This window comes from Bradyrhizobium sp. Kon69, from assembly GCF_055807515.1.
The window spans coordinates 104977-126990 of the sequence record NZ_JBVVOS010000016.1; the positions used below are offsets into that span (position 1 = coordinate 104977).

Below are 22014 nucleotides of genomic sequence, written 5' to 3' on the forward strand. Positions count from 1 at the left end.
GGTTCACTCCGCCGCGCGCGAATGCACGCTGCCGTGGCTACGGTCGAGATCGCGCGAGAGCAACCGCCCCGCCGCGCCCGAAGCACGGCTGACGAGCTCGAGATAGCTCTTCGTCACGCGCGAGAAGTAATTGTAGATGATGACGGCGGGAATGGCGGCGACCAGGCCGATCGCGGTGGCGAGCAGCGCCTCGGCGATGCCGGGCGCGACCACGGCAAGGTTCGTGGTCTGCGACTTCGAGATGCCGATGAAGCTGTTCATGATGCCCCACACCGTGCCGAACAGGCCGACGAAGGGCGAGGTCGAGCCGATCGTCGCGAGCACGCCCATGCCGACGCGGATGCGCCGCGCCTCCGCGCGCATGATCTCGGAGAAGCTCGAAGCCGCCCGCTCCTTGATGCCGGTGTCACTGGAAAGGCCGGCCGACATCCGCGCCTCGCGCAGCGCCGCCGCCAGGAAGGACGGCAGGATGCCCGCTTTGGCGCCGAGCGCCATCTGCGCTTCCGCGAGCGAGCGCGCCTCCGCGATCTTCTTCAGCGCCGAGCGAAGCTTGGTCGCGGCGATCGACAGCTCGATCGACTTGGCGATCAGCACCGTCCAGGTCATCAGCGATGCAAAGGCGAGCCCGATCATCACCGCCTTCACGATGATGTCCGCCGACTGGAACATCACCCAGGGCGACAATTCCTTCATGGCTGGCGCGATGCCGGCCGCCGTATCGGACTTTGCAGCCGCAGGCGCGGCAGCTTGGGGCGCCGCAGGCGGAGCAACAACCGGGACCGGGCCGACCGCAGACGGCTGAGCCGTCGACTGGACCGGTGCCGCGGGCGCGGCCTGTGTCTGGGCAGAAACAGGGGATGCAAGCCAGGCGGCCGCCAGCACCAGAGCTGCGGCAAGACTTGCTTGGAAGGACATGATCTTCATACTTCGGCCCAGTAGCGAATGAGGTTGTGATAGATACCCGTCAATTTGACCGTTTCGGGATCGTCACGCCCGAGCCGTTCCACCAGCGCCTGTATCGCGGTGTCGAGGTCAAAGATCATGCTCCGGGCTTGATCGTCCCGTATCATGCTCTGAAGCCAGAAGAAAGACGCAACCCGCGTTCCCCTGGTCACCGGGGTGACCAGATGGAGGCTGGTCGAGGGATAGAGCACGCAGTCCCCGGCCTGCAACTTGACTTCGTGCGAACCGTAACTGTCCTCGATCACAAGTTCGCCACCGTCGTACTCCTCCGGCTCGGCCAGGAACAGCGTCACCGACAGGTCTGTGCGGATGCGAAGGCCGGTCAGGCGGTCGCCGCGGATGGCATTGTCGACGTGCAGGCCGAAATGGTGGCCGCTGCTAGCCGCATAGCGGTTGAACAGCGGCGGGAAGATCTGGAGCGGGATCGCCGCCGCGATGAAGCGCGGATTCGACGTCAGCGCCGAGATGATGCGGTTGCCGAGTTTTCGCGCGACTTCGCTATCAGGCGGCAGTTGCTCGTTGCGCTTGACCATGGCCGACTGCGAGCCGGCGGTGGAACGGCCGTCCTCCCATTCGCTGGCCTCCATGATGCGGCGGAAATCCGCCACATCATCTTTGCTCAGGACGTTTTCTATGCATGTCAGCATGAAACTGGCTGTCGCTCCATCAGTAGCGCGCCGAGAGCACCACATAGGCGGCACGGCCCGGTGCTTCCAGCACGAAGGGCGCAGCGCTCTGGTACAGCGCGTCGTAATAGCGTTTGTCGAAGATGTTGTTCACGAACAGCTTGACCTGCCAGTTCTTGTTGATCTTGGCCTCAGCAAACATGTCGAAACGCCAATAGCTCGGAAGCGACGTGCCCACGTTCGCCGCGAGCAAAGTGCCGCCGTAGATCTTCGAACGGTAGACCGCCTGTCCACCCAGTTCCCAGACGTCGGTGAGCTGGTACTTCGTGAGCAAGCTGAAGGACTCATGGGCGACGTTGGCGAGCGGACGCCCGACATTTGTCGGATACAGCGCCTTGTTCGCCGACGGCGCCAGCGACTGCGTCACCTCCGACTGCATCAGCACGAGACCGCCGAACACGCTCCACTTGTCGGTGATCTTGCCACCGATACCGAGATCGATGCCGCGGATGCGGTAGGCTGCACCGGCGGTAATGCAAGATATGTTGCCGGTCGTTCCGGTCGGATAGACGCATCCCAAGGGCGCAGCGGCGGCCGCACTACCGACGTTCTGCGACTCGCGCGCATTGTCCTTGGTGGTCTGGAACAGCGCCGCGGTGAGCAAAAGATGACGATCGAACAGCTCCCATTTGGTGCCGAGTTCGATCGCCTTGTTTTTCTCGGGCCCGAAGATCTGGGTGTTGCCGCCGGCGAGAGTCGGATTGAAGGCGCCATAGGGCGTGCTGGTGCCGTCGAACTCGGCACCGACGGGGTTCGCCGAAGTGGCATAGGCCACATAGACGCTGCCGTTCGGAGCAGGCTTGAGCGTCAGCCCGAGATTGAAGTTGGGGATCAGGAATTCCGCCGACTGCTGGCCGAGCGTGCCATTTGCCGCATAGCCGGATGAATTGATGCTGTAATTGTCGTAGCGAAAGCCGCCGTTGAGGATCAGCAGGTCGCGATAATTCGCGCTGTCCATGACGTAGCCGCTGACGGTGTCGATGCCGACGCTGATGGGCAGACCTGCCAGTGCGAGCGCTTTGCCTGGCAGATAAGTGTCCTGGGGAGAGAACACACTGACGCCCGTCGGCGAGCCACCTGGCGTTACGAGAACACCATTTCCCTCCGAGGTAAGCCCGAGGTACTTATCGATCGACGATCTCTCGCGATCGACTTCGATTCCTGCCAGCGCGGTATGCTTGAAGCCGGCCCCATCCTGGAATTTGTAGGTCGCCTCCGTCTGGTTGGCGAGCACGTCGGTGATCTGCAGGCGGCTCTGCGGATTCATCGTGAGCGTCGACCCCGAGAGCGGAGTGGCGATGACCGGGCTCTCCGGTAGAGTTCCGACATAATTCTGCGTCGAACGCGACGCGCGGAACTTGTTGCTGACGATCAGGTCCGGGGTGATCTGCACCTCGGCGTTGAGCGTGCCGATGTCCTGACCGGTCCGGAAGAAGTCCCGGTCGATCTGACCATACCAGTTGTTGCGGTTGGCGCCGAAGTCCGGGAATGGACCGCCCGCGGCCGAGGTCGTGCTCGGCCGATAATAGGGCACACCGAAGTCCGGAACTCCCGTCAATTCGGTATGGATGTAGCCAGCGGTGACGTTGACGGCGTCGACAGGCCTCCAGGTCGTCGCGACGAAGGCGCCGTTGCGGTCGTCCTTGACGTAGTCGCGACCGGCGACATTGGCGTCCTGAAACAGACCGCCGGCGCGAACGGCGAGCGTCGGATTGATCACCTGGTTGACGTCGAGCGTGACACGCTTGGTCTGGTCGGTGCCAAACGTCGTGTCCATGTTGTAGAAGCTCTTGTCCGAATTTGCCTGCTTGGTGACGATGTTGATCGCACCGCCAGCGACACCGCGGCCGGAAAAGGTCGAGCCGGGACCACGCAGGATCTCAACTTGCTCGGTGAAGAAGTTCTCACGAACGCTCACGCCGGAATCGCGAACGCCGTCGATGAAGATGTCGTTGCGAGCATCGAAGCCGCGAATGAAGAAACGGTCTCCGAACGCATTGCCGCCCTCGCCTGAACCGAGCGTCACGCCGGCCGTGCTCAGAATCGCCTGCTTCAGCGACGTGGCGTTCTTGTCCGCGAGCACTTCCTTGCTGAGAACCGTGATGGATTTCGGCGTATCGACCAGCTTCTCCGGGAATTTTCCGCCGGCCTGCACGTGATCGACCTTGTAGGGCGCGGCCGGATCCGCATACGGATTGGCGTCGGCGGGACCGGACAGCGGGGTGGGAGCGGTCTGCTGCGCCGCCTGCTGCCGCTGCGCGGCGCGGCGAAGCGCATTGCGCGCGCGGACCTGATCCGCCGTCGGCTTCGAAGCCACCGGGCGCGGACGCGCGACCGGCGCATCGACTGTTACCGGCGGCAGGTTCGACTGCTGCGCCTCCGCGCCGCTCGACACCGATGCTGCCGCGATCAGGCCCGCGACAGCCGAGACCTTCTTGCCGGAAACGCCCGTGAACTTTTCATCGAATGCTGCGACCGAACGCAACGACTTCGGTGCGACCACCTGCCCCATTACCAAACACGCCCCATATTCCTGTTCGCCCATTCACTTCGATGAGCGATTGGAGTGTTGGTATCGGCCGTAAAATATCGGGTCAATGCGAGTAAGCCGCGAGAACGCTTGAATAAGTCCAGATCAAAGCGATTCTAAACTGCAGTTTGAAATCGTTCTAAATCGACATTGGATTCGTTCTAAAGAAAGCACGAAAATGCCGCTGGATTGGCGGTCGCGCGCGCATCGTCAATCGCTGCTCGGCGGCTTCATCAGCGAGAACAATTCGTCGACGGTCTTCTGCGCCACCGCGCGCACGCGATCGCTGTCGTCCATGCCGGCAATGTTGACGCCGCCGACGACGGCTCTGATCTCGTCGCGGAAGTCGGTGAGAAAGCGCAAGGGATCACGCTGCTCGTTGGCGACGCGTGCGATCAGTCCCGTGATCAGGATCTGACACGCGATCAGCTTGCCGTTCAGTTCGTCCATGCTGCGCTCCCGTTGTGGAGCGCCGATATGACTGATGCCGGTTTTCCTGACAACCGAAACGGCCTCCGCACGATTTAGAACCGTTCTCGCGAGCCGACGCCTTGCGGCGTATGCGCAGCCCCGCTCGGTCCAGAGCACACCGCTTTCGAGCATTGCACAAACTTTGCACGCTGATCGTTCCTGACGGGAAAATGCAGCACTGCACACCGTAGTGACACGGAGCTGCCTAGGCAGTGCAAAGCTTTCCAATTGTTTAGGATTCTCAGCCGATAGTGCTGTTTACACTGGAACTTGGCGTGTATTATACAAGCGCGCTGGAACCCTATGATTGCCTCACAATTCGTAGCTTAAGGCATAAGAGCCGACACGAGACGATATGAAAAAGTCCCGGCCGATCCTCTGGATTCTGATCATCGCGGCCGTGGCCTCCGCGGGTTACTATGGTTGGCAGAAATTCGGCGCGCCCGGCGCCGGAAAAACCCAGACCGCACAGAAGGGGCCGCAGCGCCCGCCCGCCGTCCCCGTGAGCGTTTCGCCGGTCCAGAAGGTGGACTTTCCGGTTTACCTGACCGGTCTCGGCACGGTTGCGGGCTTCAACACCGTCCAAGTCCGGACCCGGGTGGATGGCCAGATCGACAAGATCGCCTTCACCGAAGGCCAGATCGTCAAGGAAGGCGAGCTTCTCGCCTCGATCGATCCCCGCCCCTATCAGGCCACGCTCGACCAGGCCAAGGCCAAGAAGGCGCAGGACGAGGCAAATCTGGCCAACGCCAATCTCGAGCTCCAGCGCGCCATGAAACTCGGCGAATTCGCCACCGCACAGCGGGTCGACACCCAGCGCTCCACGGTCGCCCAGCTCACGGCGCAGATCGCCGCCGACGAAGCTTCGATCTCCAACGCGCAGACCCAGCTCGACTACACCCAGGTCAAGGCGCCGATCACCGGAGTCGCGGGCCTGCGCCAGGTCGACGTCGGCAACATCGTCAATTCCTCGACTCAGACCGGCATCGTCACGATCTCGCAGGTCGAGCCAATCTCGGTGATCTTCACCGCGCCGGAAGATCAGCTGCCCTATATCAGCGAGGGCCAGAAGGCCGGCGCGCTCAGGGTGATCGCGTTCACCACCGACGGCAAGAAGACACTGGCCGAGGGCAAGCTCGCCGTCATCAACAACCAGGTGGACACCAGCAGCGGCACGATCCGGCTCAAGGCGGTGTTCGACAACAAGGACCACGCGCTGTGGCCCGGTCAATCGGTGTCGACACGCCTTCTGGTGCGCACCCTGAAGGATGCGACTGTTGTCCCGGATGACGCGGTCCAGCACTCCACCAACGGCCTCTACGCCTATACCGTCAATCAGGACAACAAGGCTGAGGTGCACAAGATCAAGGTCAGCTACGCCATCGACGGACGTTCGGTCGTCGATGAAGGGCTCACGCCCGGGCAGCAGGTGATCACCGGGGGCCAATTCAAGGTCCAGCCCGGAAGCCTCGTCTCCACGGCCGTGGCGAGTACGGATCCGGCCCAGAACAAGGTTCGACAGGAATGAACGCGGGCGGGATTTCGGCACCTTTCATCCGTTATCCCATCGGCACCTCGCTGCTGATGGCCGGCATTCTCTTCGTCGGTCTCGTCGCCTATCCGCTGCTGCCGGTCGCGCCCCTGCCGCAGGTGGACTTCCCGACCATCCAGATCACCGCCAATCTGCCGGGCGGCAGCCCGGAGACCATGGCCTCGTCGGTGGCCCAGCCGCTCGAACGGCAATTCGCCCAGATCCCGGGCATCGCCCAGATGACCTCGACGAGCTATCTGGGCACCGCGTCGATCACCATCCAGTTCGATCTCAACCGCAGCATCGACGGCGCCGCCAACGACGTGCAGGGCGCCATCAACGCCGCGAGCGGTCAGCTGCCGAAGAACCTGCCCTCCCCACCGACCTACCGCAAGGTCAACCCGGCCGACGCCCCGATCCTGCTGTTGTCGGCAACCTCCGAGACAATGCCGCTGACCAGCGTCAGCGACGCGGTCGATGCCCAGCTCGCCCAGCAGATCAGCCAGCTCTCGGGCGTCGCGCAGGTCTTCATCGGCGGCCAGCAGAAGCCCTCGATCCGCATTCAGATCGACCCGGCGAAGCTCGTCGCCAAGGGCCTGTCGATGGAGGACGTGCGCAGCCAGATCGCGATCACCACGGTCGATAGCCCCAAGGGCAACATCGACGGCCCGAAGCGCGCCTACACGATCTACGCCAACGACCAGCTCACCCAGTCCAAGGACTGGAACGACGTCATCATCGCCTATCGCAACGGCGGTCCCTTGCGAATCCGCGACATCGGCCAGGCGGTCAGCGGCCCCGAGGACGCCAAGCAGGCGGCCTGGGCCAACGGCAAGCGCGGCGTGTTCCTGGTGGTGTTCAAGCAACCCGGCGCCAACGTCATCGAGACCGTCGATCGGATCAAGGCGACGTTGCCTCGCCTCGTCGCAGCGATCCCGCCCGCAATCAAGATCGAGGTCATCAGCGACCGCACCACGACAATCCGCGCCGCGGTCGAAGACGTCCAGTTCACGCTGCTGCTGACCATTGCGCTGGTCGTCATGGTCATCTTCATCTTCCTGCGCAGCTTCTGGGCAACTGTCATTCCCACCATCACGGTGCCACTGGCGCTGCTGGGCGCGTGCGCGCTGATGTGGGTGTTCGGCTATTCGCTCGACAATCTGTCGCTGATGGCGCTCACCATCGCGGTCGGATTCGTCGTCGACGACGCCATCGTGATGCTGGAGAACATCACGCGCTACATCGAGGAAGGCGAATCGCCGATGGCGGCGGCCTTCAAGGGCTCCAAGGAAATCGGCTTCACCATCGTGTCGATCAGCATCTCGCTGGTCGCAGTGCTGATTCCGCTGCTGCTGATGGGCGGCATCATCGGCCGCCTGTTCCGCGAATTCGCAGTCGTGCTGGCGATGACGATCTTCGTCTCGATGTTCGTGTCGCTGACCCTGACCCCGATGATGGCCTCGCGTTTCCTGCGCGCCCATGGCGAGGTCACCCACGGCAAGTTCTACCAGTGGAGCGAGCGCGGCTTCGACCGGATGTTGCGCGGTTACGAATGGATGCTCGACCATGCCCTGGCCTGGCGCCGCACCACGCTCACGATCTTCTTCGCAACCCTTGCCCTGTCGGTCTATCTGTTCGTGCTGATCCCGAAAGGGTTCTTCCCGCAACAGGACGTCGGCCTGATCACCGCGACCTCGGAAGCCTCCCAGGACATCTCGTTCGCGGAGATGCAGCGCCGCCAGGTCGAGCTCGGCAAGATCGTGATGGACGATCCCGACATCGCATCCATCGCGATGAACATCGGCGGCAGCGGCCGCGCCGGCAACAACGGCAACATGTTCATCACGCTGAAGCCGCGCAACGAGCGCGAAGGCTCCGCGCAGCAGATCATCGCGCGGCTGCGTCCCAAGCTCGAGAAGGTGTCCGGCGCCCGCCTCTACATGCAGGCGGCCCAGGACGTCCGGCTCGGCGGCCGGCCGACGCGCACCCAGTTCGAGTTCACCCTGCAGGACGCCGATCTCGCCGAGCTCAACGACTGGGCGCCGAAGATCCTTGCCAAGATGCAGACCTTGCCGCAACTGCGCGACGTCGCGACCGACCAGCAGACCCAGGGCACCACCGTTCAGCTCAAGATCAACCGCGACACGGCTGCGCGTTACGGCATCCAGCCGCAGCTGATCGACGACACTCTGTATGACGCCTTCGGACAGCGCCAGGTCACGCAGTATTTCACCCAGCTCAACACCTACAAGGTGATCCTCGAGATCCTGCCGGAGATGCAGGGCAGCCTCGAGAGCCTGAACAAGCTCTACCTGAAATCTCCGCTGACCGGCGACCAGGTGCCGCTGTCGACATTTGCGACTTGGAGCACCGATCCGGTCCGCCCGCTCTCGATCAGCCACCAGGGCCAGTTCCCGGCAATCACGATCAGCTTCAACCTCGCCCAGGGGGTCGCGCTCGGCCAGGCCACCGAGGCCGTGCAGAAGGCGATGGCCGATCTCGGCGCGCCGCCGACGCTCAATTCGAGCTTCCAGGGCACGGCACAGGCGTTCCAGCAGTCGCTCGGCACCGTGCCGCTCCTCATCCTCGCCGCGCTGGTCGTGGTCTATCTGATCCTCGGCATCCTCTACGAGAGCTACATCCATCCGATCACGATTCTGTCGACCCTGCCCTCGGCCGGCGTCGGCGCGCTCGCGATCCTGATGGCGGCCGGCTTCGAGTTCAGCCTCATTGCTTTGATCGGAGTCATTCTGCTGATCGGCATCGTGAAGAAGAACGGCATCATGATGGTGGACTTCGCCATCGCCGCGGAACGCGACGAGCACAAGACGCCGGCGGAATCGATCCGGCAGGCGGCGCTGTTGCGCTTCCGTCCGATCATGATGACGACGATGGCTGCCCTGCTCGGCGGCGTGCCGCTGATGCTCGGCCACGGCACCGGCGCCGAGATTCGCCAGCCGCTCGGCTACGCCATGGTCGGCGGTCTGATCGTCAGCCAGGCGCTGACGCTGTTCACCACGCCGGTCGTCTATCTCTATCTCGACGAGCTCAACAACTGGTTCTCGGGCTGGGGCCGTAAGGGTGACGGCGAAAGCGACGAGACGGTCGAGCACGGCACCGTTAAGGAAGCTGCGGAGTAGCAGCTTGCACCGCGCGCCTCACGACGTTACAGCGAGGCCTTCGGTTCACGTCAACGCAGTTTTGCCATGCCCATGCAATCCAGACTTGTCGCCCTTGCCGCCGCTGTCCTGTTGTCGGCGAGTGCCGCGCATGCCCAGCAAGGCGCCAAGAAGAACGCGGCTCCCTCTGCCCCGGCGGCACAGCCCGCGCCGGCTCCGACGCAGCCGCAGGCTGACGGCGCTGCGGCGCAGCAGCCCGGCTGGGTCGTGCGCTGCACCAGCGTCAGCCGCGACGCACCGCTCGAATGCGCGATGGAGCAGAACGCGGTGCTCACCAAGACCGGCCAGACCATCGTCCTGATCAACATCCGGATCGCGCCCGACACCCGCACCCCGGTCGCGCTGCTGCAATTGCCCCTCGGACTCAACCTTCCCATCGGCGCCAAGCTCCAGGTCGACGACGGCAAGACGGTCGATCTCCCAATCCAGACCTGCGAGAACCGCGGCTGCTACGCATCGACGCCGATCGCGCTGGACCTGCTTGCGACCTTGCGGTCGGGCAAGCAGCTCAAGGTCTCCTTCCAGAACATGGCGAAGGAAACCATCGCGATCCCGATGCCGCTGGGCGATTTCGCGGCGGCCTACGACAAGATCAAGTAACTGTTTCGCGCGTTCACTGCCGCGCCATCTGCGCGTTGCCGACGGCGTCGCCGTCGAGCTTCTGGTCGTCGTGCATGATGACATTGACGCGCGAGAGCAAGTGAAACGGCGAGCCACGATGCTGCTGCATGGGCAAGCACCGATGTGTGGGCCGGGTCAGCGCCCTCACTCCACGAGGTCGCTCGCCCTCAGCAGCGTCGTGAAGCCGCCATAGATCATGCGCTTGCCGTCGAACGGCATGCCCTCCAACTTCAGCCGCGGGTCCGCCATCACCTTTTTGTTGACGGCGTCGCGAGTCTCCCGGTCGCGATAGACGATCCATGAGAACACCACGATCTCGTCCTCCTTCGCCATCACCGCGCGCGGAAACGAGGTCAGCTCGCCATAGGGCACGTCGTCGCCAATGCATTCGACATAGTCGAGCGCACCATGCTCCATCCAGATCGCGCAGGCCGTTGTCGCCAGCGCCTTGTAGGCCTCGATGTTGTCCTTCGGCACGGCCAGCACGAAACCATCGACATAGGGCATCACGGATCTCCTTGGGTTGTGTGTCCGGAGGACGATCCAGCGCGCGGCGGCCCGACTCGTCGTGGCACCCACAAGGTGAGGCAAACTGTCGCGAGCAATTCGTGCGCTACTTCACATTCGTCCGTCGCGGCTCCGTGACATCATCCCTGACGTTTGCATCCGCACAGCCGCTATTTCAGATTGTATTTGGGGAGGCCGCTTTCATGAGCACCCGCCTGTCGTTGCTTTGCGTCCACGGCGTCGGTCACGCGGAGATCGATGCCGGGTTTCAGCAGTCATGGTCCGAAGTCATCACGCGTGCCGTCGAGCAGGTCGACCAGGGAGTCCAGCTCGAGATTGATTTCGTTCGCTATGACGATCTGTTCGAGAAGGCCCCGCTCAATTCCCTCACCTACGCCGCGGCCGCGGCCAAGCTGCTGGCGAGCGCGGTCGTTCACGGCATCGGCGATCTCCTGACTGGCGCACGCGGCATCGGCGACATCCCCGCCGTTATCAAATGGACCGCAGGCATGATCGCCCAGTGGTCAACCGACGAAGAGCTCCGCAAGGACCTCCGCCGGCTCATTCTCGACAAGATAGACGGCAAGACCTACGACATGGTCCTGGCGCACAGCCTCGGCTCACTGATCTGCTACGACACCTTCCTGCACGACGGCGACGCGATCAAGGACGCGATCTTCGTCAGCTTCGGCTCGCAAATCGGCAACCCGGCGGTGCGCGACGTCTTTGCCGGCCGCATTCAGCCCCTAACCTGCCGAAAATGGTATCACCTCTATAATCCCGGCGATCACGTGCTGACCTATCCGCTCGACATTCGTGCGGATAATTATCAGCAGGTCATCGTGTCCTTCGACGTTCCCAACGACGCGCTCAATCACGATGCGACATGGTACCTGTCGCACACCAGCACAGTTGCGACGGTCTGGCATGAGGGCGCTCCGGCGCCTGCCCCGCGCGCGATCGTGAGCGCTGCGCGCGAGATGGCGAGCCTTGCTGTCAAACCCGGCCGCCGCGCGCTGCTGATCGGCATCAACGACTATCCTGACCCGGCCAGCAGGCTCGAAGGCTGCGTCAACGATGTGTTCCTGATGAGCTCGGTGCTCCAGGAGAGCGGTTTCGAGCCGGAAGATATCCGCATCGTTCTCAACGACCGCGCGACGACGCAAGGGATCATGGACCGGTTGCATTGGTTGCTCGACGGCGTTCGTGGCGGTGACGAGCGCATGCTGTTCTATTCGGGGCACGGCGCCCAAATTCCCCGCTACAACATCCAGGGCGAGCCTGATCACGTCGACGAATGTCTCGTTCCCTATGATTTCGACTGGTCCCCGGCCCACGCCATTCTGGACCGCCAGTTCGTCGAGCTGTATTCGCAACTGCCCTATGACAGCTATTTCGTGGCGATGTTCGATTGCTGCCATTCGGGCGGGATGACGCGCGATGGCGGTCCTCGTGTCCGGGGTTTGAGCCCGCCGGACGACATCCGCCACCGTGCGCTGAAATGGGATGCGGCCGAGCGGATGTGGGTGCCGCGCGACTTCACGCCGCTGAACAGGAGCTTGAAGGACAGGAAGAATGGAGCCGACTTCCTCGGGCAGAACGGGGCAACGCAACGGCTGGGGCGCGCGATGATGCTGCGAACCAAGCCGGACAAGGATTACGACAAGACGCGCAAGGAGCTCGACCATCTCGGGCCATACATGCCGATCCTGCTCGAGGCCTGTCAGGAGCAGCAGCTCTCCTACGAATACCGGGATGGCGTGACGTCTTACGGCATCTACACCTACTCCATGGCCAGCACTCTGCGCGAGCTGAGGGCCAAGGGCGAAAATCCCTCGTTCAAGACGCTCAACGAGCTGGTCACGGAGAAACTGAGGCGGATGCGATACAGCCAGACGCCGAATCTGGTCGGCGCCAAGGTTCGCTGTGCAGCTCTTGTGCCGTGGGGCAATTCGCAAGGCGCGGCGTCCGCCAGGCCTGCTGCGAAAACACCGTCCAGGCGGCCGCGTAAGACGGGGCGCAAGCAGGCGCCGGCGACAAAGAAGGCGACGAAAAAGAAGAGATAGCAAAGCATCGCGCGATCAGGCGAGGGCACGCACCGTCCCCGGCATCATCTATCGTGCGATGCCGGACGAGATGGCGCTGCGCGACTACCAGGCCAACAGGAAGACCTATGATCCGATCCTGAAGCGGCGCGGCCTTTCCGAGGCCTTCTCTAACGTCAAGGCGTCGGTGCTGCTGATCTCCGGCTGCCAGGACAACCAGCTCTCGCAGGACGGCACATTCAACGGCCTGTTCACGGGAACGCTGAAGGCGGTCTGGAACGGCGGGACATTCTAGGGATCTTACCGGCGCTTCCACACCGCCATCGGCGCCAAGATGCCGCCGGATCAGTCACCCAAACTGTCGCTGGTGGGCGCCAGCAATCCGGCCTTCATGGCCGCCCGCCCCTTCACCCTGCCAAGACGAAGAAGGCCGTAGCGAAGAAAAAGAAATCAGCAGCAAAAAAAGCAAAGAATCCGGCGCGGAAAAATTCGAGGTAGCGCCGAGACGGCGCAGCGGGCGAAACAGAAGGGCGCCGGAATTGGCTGGGGAACTAGGATTCGAACCTAGACAAACAGAGTCAGAGTCTGTTGTGCTACCGTTACACCATTCCCCAACGGAATAGCCGAACAAATTCAATGGCTTATTGAATAGCCCGGCTGAGGCCGGAAGCGCATTCGGCGCAAATCACGGCTCAGGCGTGGCAGCGTTCTACCCGCTCGGCCGTGGGCTGGCAAGCGCTGCAGTGGATGGGCTGCGTGCCTCCCGCGGAGATCCCGCGGACACCTACTCCAGCTTGATGTTCGCGGCTTCGATCACCTTCTTCCAGCGCGCCGTTTCCGCGGCGATGTAGGCCGCGAACGGTTCGGAATCCACCGCAGCCGCGGTTGCGCCGAGCTCGGCCATCTTCTGCACCGTCTCCGGCTGCTGCATGAAGGCGCGGATCTCGGCCGAGAGTTTTTCGACGATCGGCTTCGGCGTCGCGGCGGGAACGAAGAAGCCGTGCCAGGCGACGGCCTCGAAGCCGGGCAGGAATTCGGCGACCGCGGGCGTTTCCGGATCGAAGGCGGCGCGCTTGGGCGTTGCGGTCGCAAGCATCGCGAGCTGGCCGGTCTTCACCTGCGGCAGCAGCAGCGGCACGTTGTCGAAGGCCAGATCGATCTGGCCACTGAGCAGATCCGTCAGCATCTGGCTCGAGCCCTTGTAGGGCACGTGCACCATCCTGGTGCCGGTCATCTGCTGAAACAACTCGCCGGCAAGATGCTGCGAAGTGCCGACGCCGGCCGAGCCGAACGAGACCTTGTCCGGGTTTGCCTTGAGATAGGCGATCAACTCCGGCACGGTGCGCGCCTTGATCTTGTCGGGGTTGACGACGAGAACGTTGGGCACCACGCTGATCTGGGCAACCGGCGCGAGATCCTTGTCCGGTTGGTAACTGAGCTTCAGTCCGTAGAGAGTGGGGTTGATTGCGAGCGCGGACGTGCTGGCAAGCCCGAGCGTGATGCCGTCAGGCGCCGACTTCGCCAGCCGCGTCACGCCGAGGATCGAACCGGCGCCGCCGACATTCTCGACCACGAACGGCTTGCCGAACTTCAGTTGCAGATGGTTCGAGACCATACGAGCGAAAATGTCCGCGGTGCCGCCGGCGGCGAAGGGAACGATCACCGTCACCTGCTTGGACGGATAGCCGTCCTGGGCCTTCGCCGGCGACGTCGCCAGCATCACGACCGAGGCAAGAACAAGCCATATCGATCTCATCGAAGTTTCCTCTGCATTTCCTGTTGTTGATTGGCCGCCGCGCGCGTGCGCGGAGATGGCTAGAACGCGACCTCGTACATGCTCAGGATCGCATCCCGGCCGAGGTCGCGCGGATTGTTGTCGAGCAGGCGGCGAATTGCGTGCGCCTCGCCAGCCATCACGCCGAGATCGTCCCGGGGCACGCCAAGTGCGGACAGCCGCATCTCGATTCCGAGATTCCTGCAGAACCCATAAGTCGCCTCGAATGCAACCTTCGCATCTCCGTGCGCCGGCAGTCCGAGTGCCGCCAGCACCGCCACCGTCTTCGTCTCTGCCGCCGGCATGTTGAACGCCAGCGTATGCGGGAAGATCACCGCGCAGGCGAGCCCGTGCGCCACATGATGGCGCGTGCCGAGCGGATAGGCCACCGCATGGCCGGCGGTCGTGTTCACCGGTCCGAGGCAATAGCCGCCGTACAGCGAGGCCAGCGCCAGACCCGCGCGCGCCTCGCCATCGCCGCCGTCGGCGACCGCGCGCTTGAGATATTGGCCGACCAGCCGGGCGCCTTCGAGCGCGTAGAGGTCGATCGCCGGATGCGCCTTGCGGCTGGTATAGGCCTCGACGCAATGCGCCAGAGCATCGACGCCGGTGGCGGCAGTGACCTCCTTCGGCACGGTCATCGTCAGGTCCGGATCCACGATGGCGATATCTGCCAGCATGAAGCGGCTCTGCACCGCCTGCTTGTTCTGGCTGACAGGATCGGTGACGAGCGCGCGGGTGCCGGCCTCGCTGCCGGTGCCCGACGTCGTCGGAATCTGCATCAGCGCCACGCTACGGCCGGCCACCTTCTCGGGACCGACGATATCGGCAAAGGCCACCTCGGAGGTACACAGCACCGCGACCAGCTTGGCGAGATCCATCGCACTGCCGCCACCGAAGCCGATGACGAGATCGGGTTTGACGTCGCGCGCCATCGCCACGGCCTTGTCGAGGTTGGGCAGGTCCGGCTCGGGCTTGACCTCGCCGAACACCTTCACTGCACCCGGCAGCGCCAGCGTGTCGACACGGCGCGCGTTGAACGGATCGGAAATCACGAGCGGTCGTTTGGCGCCAATGCGCTCGGCGAAGCGCGCCGCTGCGGCGATCGTGCCGCAGCCGAACTCGAGGACGGTCGGACGAAGGATTTCGATGGGTGTGAAAGCGTTGGTCATCGTCGCGATCGATCTCATGATTTGGATGCGGAGGCGCCAGCGGCCAGCCGTTCGGCATAGTCGATGGCCTCGATCAGGCTGTGCTCGTTGGCGATGCCCTTGCCGGCGATATCGAAGGCGGTGCCGTGATCGACGGAGGTGCGGATGATCGGCAGGCCCAGCGTGATGTTGACGCCGGAGAGCTCCTGCCAGCGGCCGGTCGCGGGATCGACCTGGAAGCCGAGCAGTTTGACGGGGATGTGCCCCTGGTCGTGATACATCGCCACCACGGCATCGTACTGGCCGGCCCGCAGCTTGACGAAGACAGTGTCGCCGGGCACGGGACCGACGACATCGAGGCCGTCGGCGACCGCTTTCGCAATCGTCGGCGCGGAAACGTCGATGTCCTGCCGGCCGAACAGGCCGCCCTCGCCGGCGTGCGGATTGAGCGCGGCGATGGCGATCTTCGGCTTGGCGATGCCGAGCCTGAGCAGCGCATCGTTGGTGAGATCGATGACCATGCGCAGGCGCTCCGGCGTCAGACGCTTCGGCACGTCCTCGAGCGCCACGTGGGTCGAGACATGGCTGACGCGCATGTTGCCATGGGCGAGCAGCATCACCGAGCCGCGCACACCGGTGAGATGCGCCAGCATCTCGGTATGACCGGGGAAATGATAGCCAGCCTTGTTGAGCGCTTCCTTGTTGAGCGGTGCCGTGACGATGGCCGCGGTCCGTCCCGCCTGCGTCAGGCGGACGCCCTGCTCGATCGCCTTGTAGGCAAAACGGCCGCCATCGGCCGAGAGCACGCCGGGCTTGATCGGATCGCCTTCGGCGTCGGCCTGGAGGAAGCACAAGTTTGGCCACTCGCGATCGTCGGGTGTAACCTCCGGGATCGCAATGCCCGCACCGAGCGTGGCTTTCGCACCATCGAGCGCCGCGCCGCTGCCGATGATCAACAGACGCAGATCGCCCGTCGCGATCCGGTCCTTCAGGCCGACGCAGGCCTTGACGATGATCTCCGGCCCGATTCCGGCCGGATCGCCCATGGTGATGGCAAGGTGGCGAGAGGTCATGTCGGACTCTCCAAGTTGAGCAAATGATTGGTCCGGAGCAGATCGCGCCACAGCTCGATGGGGCCGAACGCGCCGGATTTCGAGATCACATCGACGCCGGCCCAGCGGCCGCCCTGCACGATCGAGCGCGGCAATCCCGGCACGATACGTCCTGTCACCTGCAGCGCCTGCGCGCCCAGGGCAACGCATGCGGCCTTCAAAGTCTCTCCGCCGGCAACGATCAGCGTGCCCGGCCGCTCAAGCGTCGCAATCACCGTCGTCATCTCGCGCGCGATCCGTCGCGCCGCATCGGCACGGGTCAGACCGTCGGCGAGGGAGAATCTGACCAGCGCAACGCCGTCGGCGGCCAGTTTGCGCTGGACGCGCGGCGCGCCCTCGGCTTCCGCAAGCGTGATGGTTGCCTCACCGCATGCTGCAAGCTGGGAGGCGGTGGCAACCTGGTCGGAGCCGAACAGCCCCAGCACCGGCAGCTTCAACCGGTCCGGCGCATCGGCGCGATGACTGCGGGCGAGCGCACCGGCCAGTCCGCCGCTTCCGCACCAGAGCACGGGCCCCGGCATGCGCCGTCCCATCTCGACCACCCGATCGAGCTCGATATCGCTCTCGGCGTCGAAGACCTGAACGCCGCCCCGCGAGAGCGTATCGGCCCCGCCCTGCCGTGCCTCGATGCCCTCCACCTGCAACTGCGTCAGGAGATTCTCTCCGACACGATGCCAGTCGCCTTGCACCGTACGCGCAAATTGCTGTCCACCCACGGTGCGGCGCCCCTGATAGTCGAAGGCAGGTGCGACAACGCACGACGCCCAATGGCCGCTGCGCAGGCAGGCCCCGAGCTCAGCGGCCCATGAGCCACGCAGCAGGCTGTCGACCTTCTTGTAGGCGATCGTCCCACCCTGAAGCCGCGGCGCCAGCCGTCCGACGATGTCGGTGCTCTCGGCCTTCGACCGCTCGCGGCTGCCGCTGTCGATCGCGAGGCTTCCGGAATCCTGCGACCCAGACGCTTCCGGCCAGGTGACGTTGAACGGTCCGCACAGGCCGACAAACTCCGCCGCGGTGTCGAGCGCACCGGTGAGATCATCGGCAAGCAGGCGGACGCTCGTCATCGTCGCGCGCCTCCGGCATTGAAGATCTTGCCCGGGTTCATCAGACCCTTGGGATCGAGCAATTGCTTGATATCGCGCATCAGCTCGATCTCGAGGGGATCGGTGACGCGGGCAAGCCGGCTGCGATTGGTGATCCCGATGCCATGTTCGGCACTGATCGCCCCGCCCTGCGCCACGGTCTCGTCGTCCACGATCTCGTTGATCTCAGCGACCAGCGCGGTCATCGCATCCGGATCCCGGCCATGCGCGCGGTCGATCAGGGCGATCACGTGGATGTTGCCGTCGCCGATATGGCCGTGCAGCACCACGCGCGCATGCGGCACGGCGGCGTTGATCCGGGCCTCGACATTGGTGACGAAGGCGGCCTGACGCTCCAACGGCACCACGCTGTCGTGCGACACGACATAACCGCTGCGCTTGTTACCCTCGGACACGCTGTGCCTGACGGCCCAAATCGCCTTCGCCTGCGCCAGGTTGGACGCCAGGATGACGTCTTCGGCGAGCCCCACCTCCATCGCATCCACGAGCACCGTGCCGAGCGGCTCATCGAGGTCGACGCCCGCGAGCGTGTCGGTCAGCTCGACGATCAGATACCACGGCGTCGTCAGCTCGAACGGGATCGTGACATGCGGCACGGTCTCCGCGATCGCCTCGATCTGTGATCGTGACATGATCTCGAGGCTGCCGAGCCGGTCGCCGACCGCACCGCGCAGGCGTTGCATGATCTCCAGCGCCTGCTCGACGCCCTGCAATTTGAGCAGCGCCAGTGCCGAACTGCGCGGTGGCGAGAACAATTTCAACACGGCAGCGGTGACAATGCCGAGCGTCCCCTCTGCGCCGATGAAGAGCTGCTTGAGCGCGTAACCTGTATTGTCCTTGCGAAGCGCACGCAGGCCGTTGAAAATTCTCCCGTCGGGCAGCACGACCTCCAGCCCAAGCACGAGATCCCGCGTCGGTCCGTAGCGCAGCACCGCCGTGCCGCCGGCATTGGTCGAGATGTTGCCGCCGATCTGGCAGGAGCCTTCGGCACCGAGGCTCAGGGGGAAATAGCGATCGACGTCCCGGGCCGCATTCTGCACCTCGGCGAGAATGCATCCGGCCTCGACCGTGATGGTGTTGGCAAGCGGGCTCACGTCACGCACGGCCCGCATGCGGTCGAGCCGGATCACGACATTGCCCGCACGATCGTCCGGGGTCGCGGCGCCGCACATGCCGGTGTTGCCACCTTGCGGTACGATCGCGAGCTGCCTTGCCGCACAGTACTCGACGATGGAGGCGACCTCCGCGGTCGAGCCGGGCTTCACCACGGCGGCGGCGCGACCGTGATAACGCCCGCGCCAGTCCACGACGTACGGCTCCTGGTCGGGCCCGGACGCAATGACGTGCTTGTCGCCGACGATGGCGGCAAGCCCGGTCAACGCATCACGGAAAGGGTCGGACATCGGATCGCCTCGTCGCGCGCCGCGCTAGGCAGCGATTGCCGTCGCGTTCGCGAGCAGCTGTTTGACCTGCTCCGGCGGCAAGGATTCCAGCGGCGGCCGCAGGCGCTGCCATCCGCCATGGCCGGTGCGCTCGGCCACCAGCGCCTTCAGGGAGGCCATCTGCGGGAAACGCGAGACCAATTCGCGCGCCTGCACGATGCGCGCCTGCGCAGCCTTGAGTGCCGCGTCGTCGTCGCTGTCGCGAAAATGCTTGTAGACGTAGGCGAGATCGCGCGCGACGAGATTGGAAGTCGCGGTGATGCAGCCCGCGCCGCCCTTGCGCAGCAACGGCAACAGCAGCGGATCGGCCCCGACCAGGACCGAAAAGCCCGGGAAGCGCTCGACCATCGCGGTCATGTTGGCGAAGTCGCCGGAGGAATCCTTGATGCCGGTGAAGGTGGACGGATAAACCGCGCGCAGCCGCTCGATCAGGGCATGCGAGATCGGCTGCGCCGACATCTGCGGGATGTGATAGAGCACGACCTTGAGCCTGGCATCGCCGATGCGCTGCACGACTTCGCTGTAGGAGGCGAAGATGCCGTCATCGGTGACGCCCTTGTAGTAGAACGGCGGCAACATCACGACGGTATCGACGCCGACCGAGAGCGCGTGGCGCGTCAGCGCAATGGTCTCACTGAGCGCGGCAACGCCGGTGCCCGGCAGCAGCCGCTGCGGTGCGATGCCGGCGGCGACCACCGCCTCGAGCAGTGCCATGCGCTCGGCGGCCGAGAAGGAGTTCGCCTCGCCTGTCGTGCCCAGCAACGCGATGCCATCGCAGCCCTCGTCCAGAAGATGGCGGCAATGCGCGATGAAGCGCGCATGATCGGGGGCGAGCTCGGCGTCGAGCGGCGTCAGCGCGGCGGAGAACACGCCATGAGGGTCCAGCGATGATGTCGACAAACTTCCTCCGATCGTCAAATCAATATTGTTCGGAATGCGAACATTTGTTATTGGCTTGACCTGTCGTAAAATCAGCTTGGCGCCACGTCAAGGGCGGCATGTCATGGCGAGACATTAGAGCATGGCCAAGATCGAAAAGAAGGCCACGAAGCGCGCACCGGAAACCGCCCCGAAGAATCGGAAGAATTATGTCGCTTCCGTCGGCAAGGCCTTCGCTGTGCTCAAGGGCTTCACCAGCGAGGCCTTCGAGTTGACCCTGAGTGAGATTGCCGCACGCGCCGATCTCGATCGCGGGACGGCATTCCGGCTGATCCAAACCCTGGTCGAGCTCGGCTATGTCCAGGCGGTTCCGCAAAGCCGCCGGTTCCGTCTCGGGGTTGCCTGTCTCGACCTTGGCTACACCGTGCTGTCGCACGGATCATTGCGGCCGATCGTCGAGCCGCTGCTGCGCGATCTCGTGCCTGATGTCGGCGATGCGGCCTCGCTCGGGATCCTCGACGGCGGCGACGTGATTTATCTCGCGCGCATCGGCGCGGGCCTCGACCGCCACAAGATGGATCGCCGGCCGGGCACGCGCATTCCCGCCTACAGCGCCGCGCTCGGCCATGCCATGCTGGCGCATCTGGCGCGGGACGAGCAGATCGAGCGACTGGAAGCGCGCCCTCGCGTCAAATTGTCGGAGCGAACGCTGACCGATCTCGATGCCCTGCTCGCACGGCTCGATCAGGTGAAGAAGAAGGGCCATGCCGTCTCCGACGGCGAGAACGCCTATGGCCTGCGCACGCTGGCAACGCCGATCTTCGATGCCCGGGGTCTCGTGATCGGGGGATTGAGCGTCACTGTCGACGCGATGCGCATGGACATGCCGACCTTCCGCGACCAGGCACTGCCAAGGCTGATGCAGGCGACGCGAGAGGTGCAGGCCCTCGCGATCAAGTCGGGATTGACGAGCTGAGGGCGGCGTTCAAATCACGATGTGATCGAAGTCGGCGGCGATCCGGGTACTTGGAAAAATCCCTATCGCTTCGGCCAGAATTTCTTCGTCCCGATAACGCCCCGACATGTGGTTCAGCACGAGTTGCCCGACGTTGTTCGCGGCGGCAAATGAAGCCGCCTCGCGGGCGGTGAGGTGGCCATAGGCCCGTGCGGTCGCAGCGTCGCGATCGAGGAAGGTCGCCTCGACCACCAGTAGATCGGCATCGACGACATGTTTGGATAGCCCGTCGGTAGTTTCGGTGTCGCCGATTACCACGAGCTTCCTGCCGCCGCTCGGCGGCCCCAGAACGTCTTCCGGATCAATCGTGCGGCCGGCGATCACGACCGGTCGTCCCGCGGCCAGTTCTCCGCGCATGGGCCCATCGGGAACACCGAGCTCGGCGAGGCGCTCCCGCTCCAGATGGCGACGTGCGGGGCTCCGGAAGGAAAAACCAAAGCTGTCGGTGTCCCGGTGGCGGACCGGAAAGCAGTCGATGGTGAAGTCACCGGCGTCGACAACCTGTCCTTCAATCAGCGGCGCGAACTCCACAGGGATCGGCGCCCTGCCCGCGCCCCACAGGCCGGCAAGCATGCGGATGACGATGTCGAGGGTCCCCTGCCCTCCATGGACGGTCATCACGTCCGATTGCTGGCGCAACCCCAGCGTCGAGAAGAGACCGGGGATGCCGAGCACGTGATCGAGATGGGCATGCGTCAGCAGAATGCGGTCAAGCCGCCGAAACCCCGCACCGCTGCGCAGCAACTGACGCTGCGTACCCTCGCCGCAATCGATGAGGACGCGCTTGCCCGCTGCCTCCACGAGGAGAGCCGGATGGTTGCGCTCCGTCGACGGAACGCTTGCCGAGGTCCCAAGGAATGTCAGGGCGAACATGTTGTCAGTATCCAGGCTTCACCGCCCCCAATGCCACGCGAGCAGCAGCGCGTACAGAGCCCATCGATCGCGCATAGACCGCGGCAAGAAGTGCGTATCCCGCGATCTGGCGGTCGGACGCCGCCTTCGGCC

18 protein-coding genes and 1 tRNA gene are annotated in these 22014 nt (G+C 64.2%); 6 read left to right on the forward strand and 13 right to left on the reverse strand.

Annotated elements, in window-relative coordinates:
- Positions 1-3: 3 nt before the first annotated feature.
- From exbB to AC0L3U_RS21770, 4 genes are all read right to left on the reverse strand, one after another.
- A complete protein-coding gene (gene exbB, locus AC0L3U_RS21755; RefSeq protein ID WP_473363144.1) occupies positions 4-924 on the reverse strand; it encodes a tonB-system energizer ExbB in 921 nt (306 codons plus the stop codon).
- Positions 921-1610: a Fe2+-dependent dioxygenase gene (locus tag AC0L3U_RS21760; protein ID WP_473363201.1), complete on the reverse strand. Its 690-nt coding sequence runs from the start codon at positions 1608-1610 to the stop codon at positions 921-923. The genes exbB and AC0L3U_RS21760 overlap by 4 nt, the downstream gene beginning before the upstream one ends.
- Positions 1611-1629: 19 nt before the next feature.
- On the reverse strand, positions 1630-4161 hold the full coding sequence (locus AC0L3U_RS21765) for a TonB-dependent receptor (RefSeq protein WP_473363145.1): 2532 nt from the start codon (positions 4159-4161) through the stop codon (positions 1630-1632).
- Positions 4162-4389: 228 nt separating this feature from the next.
- On the reverse strand, positions 4390-4629 hold the full coding sequence (locus tag AC0L3U_RS21770; protein ID WP_456764784.1) for a hypothetical protein: 240 nt from the start codon (positions 4627-4629) through the stop codon (positions 4390-4392).
- A 376-nt stretch (positions 4630-5005) separates the two neighbouring features.
- Here AC0L3U_RS21770 and AC0L3U_RS21775 point away from each other — a divergent pair, with 376 nt between their 5' ends.
- From AC0L3U_RS21775 to AC0L3U_RS21785, 3 genes are all read left to right on the forward strand, one after another.
- Positions 5006-6178 (forward strand): efflux RND transporter periplasmic adaptor subunit, encoded by a 1173-nt coding sequence (locus AC0L3U_RS21775; RefSeq protein WP_473363146.1) that lies wholly within the window; start codon positions 5006-5008, stop codon positions 6176-6178.
- On the forward strand, positions 6175-9321 hold the full coding sequence (locus AC0L3U_RS21780) for a multidrug efflux RND transporter permease subunit (protein ID WP_473363147.1): 3147 nt from the start codon (positions 6175-6177) through the stop codon (positions 9319-9321). The genes AC0L3U_RS21775 and AC0L3U_RS21780 overlap by 4 nt, the downstream gene beginning before the upstream one ends.
- 66 nt (positions 9322-9387) lie before the next feature.
- Positions 9388-9960 carry an invasion associated locus B family protein gene (locus AC0L3U_RS21785; RefSeq protein WP_473363148.1) on the forward strand — a complete coding sequence of 191 codons (573 nt, stop codon included), beginning with the start codon at positions 9388-9390 and terminating at the stop codon, positions 9958-9960.
- Between the two features lie 165 nt (positions 9961-10125).
- Here the strand turns inward: AC0L3U_RS21785 and AC0L3U_RS21790 are convergent, their stop codons facing one another.
- Positions 10126-10488: a DUF1428 domain-containing protein gene (locus AC0L3U_RS21790; protein WP_473363149.1), complete on the reverse strand. Its 363-nt coding sequence runs from the start codon at positions 10486-10488 to the stop codon at positions 10126-10128.
- A gap of 203 nt (positions 10489-10691) precedes the next feature.
- On the opposite strand from AC0L3U_RS21790, the gene AC0L3U_RS21795 reads away from it, so the two are divergent.
- Positions 10692-12554 carry a caspase family protein gene (locus tag AC0L3U_RS21795; protein ID WP_473363150.1) on the forward strand — a complete coding sequence of 621 codons (1863 nt, stop codon included), beginning with the start codon at positions 10692-10694 and terminating at the stop codon, positions 12552-12554.
- A complete protein-coding gene (locus tag AC0L3U_RS21800) occupies positions 12469-12828 on the forward strand; it encodes a CocE/NonD family hydrolase (protein ID WP_473363202.1) in 360 nt (119 codons plus the stop codon). The genes AC0L3U_RS21795 and AC0L3U_RS21800 overlap by 86 nt, the downstream gene beginning before the upstream one ends.
- Before the next feature lie 245 nt (positions 12829-13073).
- On the opposite strand, the gene AC0L3U_RS21805 is transcribed toward AC0L3U_RS21800, so the two are convergent.
- The 7 genes from AC0L3U_RS21805 to AC0L3U_RS21835 form a co-directional block, all read right to left on the reverse strand.
- A tRNA-Gln gene (locus tag AC0L3U_RS21805) sits at positions 13074-13147 on the reverse strand.
- 170 nt (positions 13148-13317) lie between these two features.
- The gene (locus AC0L3U_RS21810; protein WP_473363151.1) at positions 13318-14289 is read right to left on the reverse strand and encodes a Bug family tripartite tricarboxylate transporter substrate binding protein; all 972 of its coding nucleotides are present in this window, start codon (positions 14287-14289) and stop codon (positions 13318-13320) included.
- A 59-nt stretch (positions 14290-14348) separates the two neighbouring features.
- The gene (locus AC0L3U_RS21815) at positions 14349-15479 is read right to left on the reverse strand and encodes an iron-containing alcohol dehydrogenase (protein WP_473363152.1); all 1131 of its coding nucleotides are present in this window, start codon (positions 15477-15479) and stop codon (positions 14349-14351) included.
- Positions 15480-15493: 14 nt separating this feature from the next.
- Positions 15494-16531 carry a 4-hydroxythreonine-4-phosphate dehydrogenase PdxA gene (gene pdxA / locus AC0L3U_RS21820; RefSeq protein WP_473363153.1) on the reverse strand — a complete coding sequence of 346 codons (1038 nt, stop codon included), beginning with the start codon at positions 16529-16531 and terminating at the stop codon, positions 15494-15496.
- Positions 16528-17634 (reverse strand): four-carbon acid sugar kinase family protein, encoded by a 1107-nt coding sequence (locus AC0L3U_RS21825; RefSeq protein WP_473363154.1) that lies wholly within the window; start codon positions 17632-17634, stop codon positions 16528-16530. Before AC0L3U_RS21825 ends, pdxA begins: the two co-directional genes overlap by 4 nt.
- On the reverse strand, positions 17631-19076 hold the full coding sequence (locus AC0L3U_RS21830) for an FAD-binding oxidoreductase (RefSeq protein ID WP_473363155.1): 1446 nt from the start codon (positions 19074-19076) through the stop codon (positions 17631-17633). Before AC0L3U_RS21830 ends, AC0L3U_RS21825 begins: the two co-directional genes overlap by 4 nt.
- A gap of 24 nt (positions 19077-19100) precedes the next feature.
- Positions 19101-20015, reverse strand: a complete 915-nt coding sequence (locus AC0L3U_RS21835) for a dihydrodipicolinate synthase family protein (RefSeq protein ID WP_473363156.1) — start codon at positions 20013-20015, stop codon at positions 19101-19103.
- Positions 20016-20136: 121 nt separating this feature from the next.
- Here AC0L3U_RS21835 and AC0L3U_RS21840 point away from each other — a divergent pair, with 121 nt between their 5' ends.
- A complete protein-coding gene (locus tag AC0L3U_RS21840) occupies positions 20137-20970 on the forward strand; it encodes an IclR family transcriptional regulator (RefSeq protein WP_473363157.1) in 834 nt (277 codons plus the stop codon).
- Positions 20971-20979: 9 nt separating this feature from the next.
- Here AC0L3U_RS21840 and rnz read toward each other — a convergent pair whose 3' ends face one another.
- On the reverse strand, positions 20980-21882 hold the full coding sequence (rnz, locus tag AC0L3U_RS21845; protein ID WP_473363158.1) for a ribonuclease Z: 903 nt from the start codon (positions 21880-21882) through the stop codon (positions 20980-20982).
- Positions 21883-22014: the final 132 nt, after the last annotated feature.